The sequence below is a fragment of the Microcystis sp. M144S2 genome (assembly GCF_020246065.1).
Taxonomy (GTDB): domain Bacteria; phylum Cyanobacteriota; class Cyanobacteriia; order Cyanobacteriales; family Microcystaceae; genus Microcystis; species Microcystis ichthyoblabe_A.
In genome coordinates this window covers 1-10,226 of record NZ_JADBTR010000001.1, presented here as the reverse complement: position 1 = coordinate 10,226, position 10,226 = coordinate 1, and the positions used below count along the sequence as shown (strand labels likewise).

The 10,226-nt window shown below is 44.6% G+C and carries 9 protein-coding genes and 1 pseudogene; 4 read left to right on the top strand and 6 right to left on the bottom strand.

All coding sequences use genetic code 11. From position 1 onward, the window contains the following. From IM462_RS00050 to IM462_RS00035, 4 genes and pseudogenes are all read left to right on the top strand, one after another. Positions 1 to 264: pseudogene (locus IM462_RS00050) on the top strand (Rpn family recombination-promoting nuclease/putative transposase); the annotation flags it as partial. 117 nt (positions 265 to 381) lie between these two features. Then, a complete protein-coding gene (locus IM462_RS00045; RefSeq protein WP_287703398.1) occupies positions 382 to 3,318 on the top strand; it encodes a CHAT domain-containing protein in 2,937 nt (978 codons plus the stop codon). A gap of 3 nt (positions 3,319 to 3,321) precedes the next feature. Continuing rightward, a complete protein-coding gene (locus tag IM462_RS00040) occupies positions 3,322 to 3,906 on the top strand; it encodes a hypothetical protein (protein WP_287703396.1) in 585 nt (194 codons plus the stop codon). A gap of 7 nt (positions 3,907 to 3,913) precedes the next feature. After that, positions 3,914 to 4,222: a hypothetical protein gene (locus IM462_RS00035; protein ID WP_287703394.1), complete on the top strand. Its 309-nt coding sequence runs from the start codon at positions 3,914 to 3,916 to the stop codon at positions 4,220 to 4,222. 220 nt (positions 4,223 to 4,442) lie between these two features. On the opposite strand, the gene IM462_RS00030 is transcribed toward IM462_RS00035, so the two are convergent. From IM462_RS00030 to IM462_RS00005, 6 genes are all read right to left on the bottom strand, one after another. Next, positions 4,443 to 4,988 carry an NUDIX hydrolase gene (locus tag IM462_RS00030; protein WP_287703392.1) on the bottom strand — a complete coding sequence of 182 codons (546 nt, stop codon included), beginning with the start codon at positions 4,986 to 4,988 and terminating at the stop codon, positions 4,443 to 4,445. A gap of 26 nt (positions 4,989 to 5,014) precedes the next feature. Next, positions 5,015 to 5,728 carry a DUF559 domain-containing protein gene (locus IM462_RS00025; protein ID WP_287703390.1) on the bottom strand — a complete coding sequence of 238 codons (714 nt, stop codon included), beginning with the start codon at positions 5,726 to 5,728 and terminating at the stop codon, positions 5,015 to 5,017. A gap of 67 nt (positions 5,729 to 5,795) precedes the next feature. Further along, entirely contained in the window at positions 5,796 to 6,437 is a 642-nt protein-coding gene (locus IM462_RS00020) for a hypothetical protein (RefSeq protein WP_287703388.1), read from the bottom strand. An 81-nt stretch (positions 6,438 to 6,518) separates the two neighbouring features. Then, on the bottom strand, positions 6,519 to 6,980 hold the full coding sequence (locus IM462_RS00015) for a hypothetical protein (RefSeq protein WP_287703386.1): 462 nt from the start codon (positions 6,978 to 6,980) through the stop codon (positions 6,519 to 6,521). A gap of 3 nt (positions 6,981 to 6,983) precedes the next feature. Continuing rightward, positions 6,984 to 8,396 carry a MotA/TolQ/ExbB proton channel family protein gene (locus tag IM462_RS00010; RefSeq protein WP_287703383.1) on the bottom strand — a complete coding sequence of 471 codons (1,413 nt, stop codon included), beginning with the start codon at positions 8,394 to 8,396 and terminating at the stop codon, positions 6,984 to 6,986. A 289-nt stretch (positions 8,397 to 8,685) separates the two neighbouring features. Then, complete coding sequence (locus tag IM462_RS00005; protein WP_287703381.1) at positions 8,686 to 9,543, bottom strand: helix-turn-helix transcriptional regulator; 858 nt, start codon at positions 9,541 to 9,543, stop codon at positions 8,686 to 8,688. Between the last annotated feature and the right edge of the window lie 683 nt (positions 9,544 to 10,226).

The window sequence follows — 10,226 nt, the reverse complement described above, 5'->3', positions numbered from 1 at the left end:
ATTTACAAGTTGCCGCAGATTAATCGAAAGGAGCTAGAAGCTATGTTTAGTTTAAGCGAGTTAAGACAGACGCGTGTGTTTCAGGAGGCCCTAGAGGAAGGTCGTCAAGAAGGTCGTCAAGAAGGGGAAATCATCGGAAAATTGGCTTCTGTTCCCTTATTATTGCGAGCGGGGGTTAATCCCCAAGAAATCGCCGCTTCTCTGGGATTATCTCTCGAACAGGTCTTAGAATTGGCTCGCTCGCTGGAAGATAGCGATCGCTAGGGTATTTTCAGAAGTTTGATTGCTGATTTCCCCTTTTAGGACGAGTATGAACCCCGAAAGGGACGACTTTCGGCAGTAGAGATATAATTTCCTTATCTTCCTTTCCCCCTTTCTCCGATGCTATCCCTACTAAAAAAGCTCTGGAATTGGCTAAAATCGCTCTTTATTGCCAGTCCGAAGGCAATTAACCCCAAAGAAGTCAAAAATACTCCTCCAGAACCCAGCGATGGGGAATATGAAGGGATATTGATGGGGTTATTCGAGCAGGTGGCGGCGGGAACCACTACCGGCGGATTACGGGGATGGCTATACAGTCGCCATTGTGACGATAAAAAGCTGGCGCGGTGGTTAGAGGTCAAAAGCGAGGAATGGCTACTGTATCCAGAAGATTATCAAACTTTAGGGCGGAATCTGGCGGCTTTAGGCAAGGTGATGACGGGAAATCTGGGGGAAGTGTCCCAACGGATTAGCCTCCAGTTACGCGACGCGGTGAGGGATGTTTCCAGTGTGGATGGGGAAAATCTATGCCCAAAGGAGACGGATTTAACGGAAGTGGTTCAGGATGCCGAATTCTGGTTTGAGCAAGGATACCAGAAAGTAATCAATGGGGATTTTATCGGCGCGATCGCATCCTGGGATCGAGCTTTAGAAATTAAACCCGATGACCATCAAGCTTGGAACAACCGAGGGAGTGCGTTAGATGATTTAGGCAGATTTGAAGAAGCGATCGCATCCTACGATCGAGCTTTAGAATTTAAACCCGATTACCATGGAGCTTGGTACAACCGAGGGATTGCGTTAGTTAATTTAGGCAGATTTGAAGAAGCGATCGCATCCTGGGATCGAGCTTTAGCCATTAAACCCGATGACCATGAAGCTTGGAACAACCGAGGGAGTGCGTTAGGTAATTTAGGCAGATTTGAACAAGCGATCGCATCCTACGATCGAGCTTTAGAAATTAAACCCGATTTCCATCAAGCTTGGAACAACCGAGGGAATGCGTTAAGGAATTTAGGCAGATTTGAACAAGCGATCTCCTCCTACGATCGAGCTTTAGAAATTAAACCCGATTACCATGAAGCTTGGATCAACCGAGGGGTTGCGTTAGGTAATTTAGGCAGATTTGAGGAAGCGATCGCATCATATGATCGAGCTTTAGAAATTAAACCCGATTACTATTATGCTTGGAACAACCGAGGGATTGCGTTAGATAATTTAGGCAGATTTGAAGAAGCGATCGCATCCTACGACAAAGCTTTAGAATTTAAACCCGATTACTATTATGCTTGGAACAACCGAGGGTGGGCCGTTTGTTCTCTGAGTAAAAATCGCGTTTCTACTCCCAGTCTAGAAGCTCTCATTTACCGTAAACCGATAGTAGCCCTTAATGACCGAGAACCCCATATTTTCGCCCTCCGGGAGGCACTTCCCCACCTCATTCAAGGATCGCCTCCGTGGGGGCAAATTTATCGCTATCTAGGGGAAGCTTATCTGGAACATTCCCAGTATAAAGAGAAAGCTAGTCCCTATTGGCGCGAAGCAATCCGACATTATCAAATCGCTTTACCGATTCTCAGCGAAAAAGACTTCCCCGAAGATCATTTAGAAATTCTGCAAGGATTGATCCGCGCTCATCTTTCCCTACAGGAAATCCCTGAAGCGCGATTCTATCAACAACAGGGCCGCCACCTTTTCACCCGACTACGCGCCCAGAAACGGGATAAACCGGCTTTTGAGAGAAAATTCAGCAGTTTTAGTCACCTAGAAATCGATTTACTGATCGAGGAAAATCATCCTCTAGACGCAATTGAACAGGCAGAATTTTATAAAAATCGTTGTTTGACTTGGATTCTCGATAATTGGCAAGAAAACCCCACCAGTCCCGATTATGCCACTATCCAAAGCCTGACAGGTCTGAATAAGGCGATTATCTACTGGTATCTCAGCGAAGACAATCTCACCACCTTTATTATCACCCCAGAGGCTGATCCCGTCATTCTAGAGCCAGAACAACGCCGTCAACCAGCGCGACAGTTTCGGACTTGGTTAACTGAATGGGATAAACAATACCTTGACTATGCCAGTAAAAAAGAAACGGAGAATAAACAAAATCACCCCTGGAGATTGTCACTTAACAGCCGTTTTGCCGAATTAAAGCGGATTTTACAGATCGATAAAATTCTCGAACCTTTGCCGGTTTCCGTTGATTCCCTGATTCTCATCCCCCACCGGGATCTGCACCGCTTCCCCCTACATACCCTCTTCCCCGAAAAATACACCGCCACCTATCTCCCCTCTGCTCAGGTCGGTTTGCGTCCCCAGTCCGGCGATTTCTCCTATTCTCCCCTCCTCAGCGTCGAAGACCCCAAAACGGAACAAAAACCCATGGATTTCGCCCAACTGGAATCAGCGATTATTAGCCATATCCTGCAACCGAGCCAGAGAATCAGCCCGAAAAAGGCATCACGCGAAAACGTCCCCAAAGCCCTCGAAAATGCCCATAAAACCTTTCATTTCACTGGTCACGGCTTTTATGACTCTTTTCGTCCCCAGGAGTCTGCGATCGCCCTTAGCGATGGTTTATTAACTGTCCGGGATATCAACAAGCTCAACCTCTCTAGTTACCGTCTCGTCTGTCTGGCTGCCTGTGAAACCGCTCTCACCGGCAAGGATGGCATTACTACCGAATACGTCGGCCTCGTCAGTGCTTTCTTGGCAGCGGGTGCGACTAATGTGGTCAGTACCCTCTGGCCGGTGAAGGAGATTTCTAGCGCTTGGTTTATGGTTAACTTCTATCAAAGATTATTAGCGGGTGAATCCCCGGCCCTAGCTCTGAAAAATACACAAAATTGGTTAAAAAATATCACTTGGCAGCAACTAGCTAACTGGATCGAGCAACTTGGACAACTTCCCGACCTAATGGAATGGGTCGATCGACTGGAGGCGCGGGCGGCGAATATTTTAAAGGAAGGCAGTACAATAGGGCTAGATCAGCTAACAGAATACAGTGATCCTTACTATTGGGCAGCCTATACCCTGACTGGACAGGACTAACTTATGGAAATCCCCAAAGCAATTATCGATCTTGAAGCGCTGCTAATCGCCCTCGCACAGCAGACTGAACCTTTGCCAGAATATCTACAGCGATCGCTCAAAGAAATTGAACGATTATTAAGGGAAGAACAACCCCAGGCAGCAACACAATTGCGGCAACTTGTCAAGGATTTTCCCCCCCTAGAAAAAGCTTATAAAAAAGCGATCGAAGAATTAGACGCAGCCTATGCTAACCAAGAACGCACCAAAAGTTTAAGCGTCATGTTTCCCGATAGTTTAGATTTCGAGTCCCTATTTATTAATGATGTTATTCCTAGCCAAGATTGGGTAAAAACTGCCCAAAAATTAGCTGGATCCCCCCTGCCCCCCTTGATAAGGGGGGTGCCGACAGGCGGGGGGATCCCCCTTGATCACGAGGGTGCTGATTCCCCTCGATTTTGGGATAAAGCTGATCGCCTGATGGTGGTAACGGTGGGAGGTGCAGCCCTAGGGGGATCGATTGCGGGAGTTTATGGCGCGGTTATTGGTGCGATATTAGCGGCGGGCTGCGGATGGTATATTACCTTTAGGAAAGCAAAATCAGCATAAATTTTTGATGAAGATTGTTAACTTTGAAAACGTTCTTTTGTTAATCGGAACCGTGCTTATTACCGCAAGCGTGGCACTGGTTACAAAAAAACAGCCAAGACGGGGAAACAATAAATCTTATCTAGAAATTCTTTTTGTTTCTGGGTTAAGTTTATCGGCTGTATTGGCAATGTCTAAGGTCGTCCATAAAGTGTTAACTGATGAAAATTTTCAGAATTGCCTTGGTTCGGATAGTCAAATCCTTCTTTTGTTAGCTGCTGTTCTCGGTATCTATATTTCTATTAAAGAGATTCGGAAATTATTTGAAGCGAAGTAATAGAAATGCCAGCTTTATCCATATCCAAAAGTTATACTAAATCCTGTTGAGAAGGTGTAGAATAGGCGTTGGGTTTCATGCTTTAACTCAACCTATGTTCTATAAACATTATCGGTAAACCCAAAAAAAAGGAAGCTAAATCATGAAAATTACGTTTTGCTAGGGGATAAGTTTGTACTACCTATTGACTGGCGATAGCGACGGAAGACGTGGGGTTACGCTAAAGTTGAGTTTGTTTTAACCACCATTCCAGCAGGACGGCGCGGCATTGCAGGCAGGTGAGGGATTTCAACAAATCGCTGACTCCGATTGAATTAGCGGGATAGGTCAATAGTTCGCTAGTAGATAAGCCGCCGTCGATATCGGCAGTAAAACCGTAAAGTTTCTGGTTGGAAAAGGAGCTATTTACTGCCCAACCCGCGCTGTTTAGGGGAGTTAATCGGGTCATTGCCGTTGCTTCAATTCCCAATTCTCGTTTTAGAGTCATTAATGCCGCCTCGTGATGGTCTTGCTCCTCGGAAATCCGACCGCCGGGGAAATCGAGGGTTGTTTGTCCCAGTCCGGGGCGATAACTGGGAGCGGGCAGCAGTATCATCGAGTTTTGAACGGGCAGAACGATGACGGAATCAGCTTTTTCAACCCGCCAATACTCTAATGACCGTCCTCGATCGTCTTGCAGGTGTTCCCCGATCAGGGTCAACCAGCGACAACGAAGTTCTAAAAAGCGATCGTTTACTGGCCATGCCGGACTCGATGGTTGTTGCATTTTTAACCTACTCTATATGGAAGCTGTTAAAACAGATTCAAGAACTCCTCGATCGCCGTGTCGGGGGACTGCATACATTCTTGGGCTGTAAACCTTGCGGTGGCGATTCCTTCTCGTAAAAGCAACCGGTCTCTTATGTAGTCGCGATGGGTCTGGCCATTTTCTTGATGGTGTTTACCATCGATTTCCAAGCTGATGCACTTGCCTTTTTGAAAAACCAAGAAATCTATCTCTAGTCTTCCCGTCATGGTAGATGCCGAGAGGGGAGAACCCTGACCACCTATCCGCCCCCTCGCATTGCCGAAAAATAACAAACCCCTTCTATCCAAAGCTTCAGCGATTTTTACCTCCACGGGCGATCGAAACATCATCCCGCCCCACTCGGTCGTTCCATTGTTGCTCCGACCGACGACGATGGCACTTCCCCTGACGATTTGCTCGATCCTTTCCTGCCAATGCTCATCGAAAAACAACCGCCACCAGTGTTGAGTGCCGTGACCATCCCTCTGATCGGCGTAGGCGAGATGCAGGTTCGGCTTGATCTCCATGTAGAATCCCGGCCTGGTTTTAGGATAAAGCCATTGATTGATCCGTTTCCTGAGATTTTTTTCCTTGTTAGCACTCAAGGCAACAAAAAAATCTAACAGTTGTGAGGTTCTCAATTCTCGCAATAGGGGAAGCTTCCCACCGACAGAGACCAATTCACCGCTATTTTCGGTTCTTTCATCGTTAAATTCCATAAGAAACTATTTTACCGAAAAATAACATTTTTGCCAGAGCATGATACATTGTGTCGAGAGGTGGAAGCTACTGAACGCCGATAGTTCTGCCCGATGATCCTAGGATAATCGATTGTTCTAATTTTTGAGGTTCCCAACCGACATTAAATCCCTTTTTCCAAGCGATTTCTCTCGCTTTTCTGTAAGTAGGAAAACTATCAGGTCTGACGATAAAAGCGATGTAATCTTGTTCGGGATTGAGACCACTTATAATTTCCTTAAACCGAGAATCAGTTTTCGATAACTGCTCGTTGGCTGTTCCCACATTTTTATTAAGTTTTTGGTACTGCCAAGCAAATGATTCGATGTCTATTAGTTGAGCTTGATAGGAATCGGTTTGTGGTCTAAATTCCCTAACTTTACTGACTTTTTCCTCAACACAACTTCTATATTGGCGCATTTTTTCTATATATGCCGTTAATTGTTCTAGACTATAGTAATAAGGCTCGATCGGTTCTGTGCAGGTAGGTAAGGTTTTAACAAAATCCTCAATTTGTCCAGAAATCATCTCGGTATCTAGATAACTAACGTGGTTATCTGCCACCTCAAAAAGATGAGGTTTTTTTTCGGTTTGAGAGACTAGAGGCGTTCGGATAGTGGTTCCCGACTGTACGGCTACCAGAGTGATAAATAAACTGACAAACATCAGAACTCCTACTGTATTAGTCATGATGTCAAGGAATGAATCAAGATTACCTATCGGCAAACTTGAACGATTATACTTTCTCAGTTTTCTCATTTATTTTTCCAATCAATTTTTTGCTTCCGATTTTATATTTAACTTCCAATCTTTATCCAAAGGTTCGTAACCGATATCTATTCCCCTTCCCTCGACCAAACTTCTAACTCTTTTAAAGGTATCGATTCCGTCCGGTCTGACCACAACGATGAGATATTCTTGACTAGGATCGATTTTCTTCAGTAATATTCCCAGTGGTGAGAACTCACTTTCCAAAACGGAGGCAGCTACAAAAACTTGTTTGGGATGTAAAATTACACCATCGGCTTGACACTCGATATAAAGGGGCTGTTTTGATCGATTCAAACCGTTATCGCTCTTGGCCACGATTGTTACTTGCTTTTGGCTGCCGATAATCTCGGAAGTAAGCACGATAATCAGGAGAATAAGACTGCCTATCGTGCAGGCTAGGATCGATAAAAATGGAAATAAATCTATCTGTATAGATTGTCGGCTACGCATCGCTCTAGGCATAATTTAAGTCCTTTCATCTTCCTGTTCTAAGAGTAGAATCCGGCGCGGCTTATTCAGTTGGTCTAATGTCGGTCTTAACCGCTCCAAGCTGGTCTGAATTTCCGCTAAAACACTTTCTAAAACGGCTTTTTCTTTGAGATTGCGGAGATTATCGTCTAAACTACGCTGTAAACTGTCGATCTCACTGATTTGAGCCGCGTATTTCTCCAAACTGCTTATTTTTTGTTCTAAGGCTTGGGCCGCCGCCTCCAATTTATAACCGACCACCAGAGCTTGTTCTTTAAATCCATCGGCTACCGCTAGATGATTTTGATGGATGGCCTTGACGGTTATTTTAATCTCATTTATTAGCCCTCGCTGTATTTTTATCTGCTCACCGAGAAAGGTCAAAAACTCCTGACGTTCTTTAGTTGTTGTCTCCCTTACCGTCTGGATTTCTCGAACTGTTTGAGCAACGGCCTCTCGTATGCCGTTTACTTCTTGCGTGAACCCTTTTGCCAATGCTGCCGCCGCTTGTTCTGCATAATGTTTGGCTGGTTCGATCAAGGTTTCGGGGGCTGGGAAATTTTGTCGGACGGCTTTGATTACCGCTTGCTCGACTATTTCCCCGGTAATGGTCGCGTTTCCTTTACTTTTATCTTGTAATCGTGGTAATACTTTATCGTTGATGTAGATATCGATCGCCAGCAGCAGACGGGATTCTAAACGCTCGACCATCACCAAAGGCAGCATCACCAATACGCTCATAAATAAAGCTAAAAGAGTGGTATCAAATGCGATCGCTAATCCTTGGGTCACAGTGCCGATACCCTCTTTAATTTGGTCGATATCGCTGGCATTTTCCAGAAATCCTGTAAATCCCCCCACCGAAGCACTGATGCCGAACACCGTGCCGATAAATCCCAGCAGCGGAATTGCCCAAACTAAAATCTTGGGTATGGTATAGGAAGACTCGGAGGCACTATGATAAAAAGCCGAATCTTCTAAAGAGAACTCGTTAGCGATTTGACGATTACCAGAGGTAATATACACGGCGATTACCCGACTACAACGACGGGCCAGCAAGCCCTTCTCTTTTGCTAGATTCTGTTGCAGATTGATCACCTGATTGCTTGTCGGATCCTCAAGGGATATATTGGATGGAATCAGTTCTTCCCCTAAAGTTCGCGCTTCTTTTTGAAGCTTAAAAAATTTCAGCAGGGTCAAAGCCGCCACAATTCCAGCAAAGGCGATCGTGAGAATTTGAGTGAATCCCCGCTCGTACAATAAAATCCCGATAAAAGTATTTTTGACGGGAAATAGCAGAGCGTAAATGGCTAGGGTAATTCCCAAGCCAATTCCAGAAACGAGGAGAAGATTCACGTCTAATTCCCTTCGATCCGATTTGAGCGAGTTTAAAACAAATTTGGCTTTCATGACCGATATTGAACAGGTTGATAGATTTTCATCGGGTTTATCTTTGACCGTCAAAGGATGCTCATCCTATCAATTCTTATTAAGGGATTGATGATTGAAACGGAATCAAGAGAAATTTTTCGTGTGTAGCTTTCGGACTTTGGTCGTTGGATTGATCAGGGGTTTCCCTAATTCGTACCTAGTGACGGGGAATCGGAAATTCTCTTTTTCTCCTACAGTGAGGGTTATGGCCTTTTGTCAACAGGGAAGTCCAGATATAACCGATTCTTGTGACCAGTGATCGCACATTTTACCCCGATTCGTATTGTTGATGAAGATTTAATAACATTTGTTTGATCCGGTTGCGTAATGGCTCTGGTGTAAGTACAATACAGCGATCTCCATAGGGTAAAATCTCCCGAATTAACCAAAAATGACTAGAGACTTTACGGGTTATAATCCTTTTCCCGTTTACCTCTCGGTCGTCGATATCCCTTGCCTTCCTTTCATAAGCCTTCACGAGGTCTTTTTCTAATTGTAATTGTACTTTTATAAAATCGAGACTGTCTCGCCATTGTTCTTCGATCGGGATCAGGCTTTGAATACGAGAGAATTTAAGACAGCGATTGTGAACAAGCTCGGGAAAGTCTCGCTGATCTTCTTCTGGCAGATCGACCGTTTCTTCACACCAGATCTCTAGATAGAATTCTTTTTCCCGAAACATGATCTCGGCAGAGCGAACGGTAAATTCTAGGGTCTGTCCCTGAGAATTTTTGTACATTACCCGAAAAGCTTGCTTGTCATGGATATAGCGCTCCACCGTGAGCCGCCAATCGCGATCGTACTGACTCACCTGTTCGGAAATCTCCCGACGCTCTTGAAGGGAGAGATTTCCCTTCTCTAAAAGAAAATTAGAAAGAGTCTGGGCCGGTTCGATGTGACCCGATCGCACCAGACGGTCGATCGCTTCCTTGATCGCTTCGACCCGCTTCGTCGAGAGGGTAAAGGGTTCACCGATCTCCAGTTCCCCTTCGGCGATGGCGACGATCAGACCTGACGGACTAGGACTTTTCCCCCAAAAGATGTCAAAGCGTCGGGCGATCGCCTCTAGCTTCTCCTTCGTGCCGGGAGGGATTGACAGTGTAATTGTTTCTTTTTTGCGATTCACCTGAAAAATGTACTTGTAAACTTAGAATATTTGTGCTACGATACCTATATTGTAATGATAAATGAGGACAAAGGACTATGAGCAAAGGATAGTTGAGAAGGATAACGAAGTGATCGGGGTTATTGCTGATTCCGCTATTCGTTTTAGGAAATCTCGAATCGGGGATGAGTTGACCGTTATGTTTTGCGATGGGTCGGTCAAAGTAAACAAAATTTAATCAAGCCTAAAGCTGATTAAAGGAGGAAAGTGCGATTATCAAGCTATCCCTATTAGGGAATTCCTTAAAAAAGACTATTTACAGTCTTGATTGCGATATTTTTTCAATTCCTTAGAGGCTTTTATCGCTGGACTATCATTTTAGCGGACAGTTGGGTGCTGATCAACCTCTCGATCTGTAAATTTTCTCTTTATTGCTATATTAACCTTTTAAAGTGATATAGTAATAAACGAACCAGACCTTACGCCTAGTCCGTCTATGTTGATTGACTACTTCATAGGTTATGACAAGGCTAGTCCGAGAGTCAACATATTGAGGTGAAAACCTATAGACCTCTTGCAAAAGTCTTAAGTCGATCCTTGTACAGCAACATTTTTGAAGATTATCAACTACTAATAAATAATTAACTGAAAGTCCCTCCCATTATTGTTTCTATCGTTTGTTTTCGGATTTATGCAAGAGGTCT

Excerpts from the sequence above, each read along its gene's own strand:
- IM462_RS00045 (WP_287703398.1), top strand. The coding sequence starts at position 382 with ATGCTATCCCTACTAAAAAAGCTCTGGAATTGGCTAAAATCGCTCTTT.
- IM462_RS00040 (WP_287703396.1), top strand. The coding sequence starts at position 3,322 with ATGGAAATCCCCAAAGCAATTATCGATCTTGAAGCGCTGCTAATCGCC.
- IM462_RS00035 (WP_287703394.1), top strand. The coding sequence starts at position 3,914 with ATGAAGATTGTTAACTTTGAAAACGTTCTTTTGTTAATCGGAACCGTG.
- IM462_RS00030 (WP_287703392.1), bottom strand. The coding sequence starts at position 4,988 with ATGCAACAACCATCGAGTCCGGCATGGCCAGTAAACGATCGCTTTTTA.
- IM462_RS00025 (WP_287703390.1), bottom strand. The coding sequence starts at position 5,728 with ATGGAATTTAACGATGAAAGAACCGAAAATAGCGGTGAATTGGTCTCT.
- IM462_RS00020 (WP_287703388.1), bottom strand. The coding sequence starts at position 6,437 with ATGACTAATACAGTAGGAGTTCTGATGTTTGTCAGTTTATTTATCACT.
- IM462_RS00015 (WP_287703386.1), bottom strand. The coding sequence starts at position 6,980 with ATGCCTAGAGCGATGCGTAGCCGACAATCTATACAGATAGATTTATTT.
- IM462_RS00010 (WP_287703383.1), bottom strand. The coding sequence starts at position 8,396 with ATGAAAGCCAAATTTGTTTTAAACTCGCTCAAATCGGATCGAAGGGAA.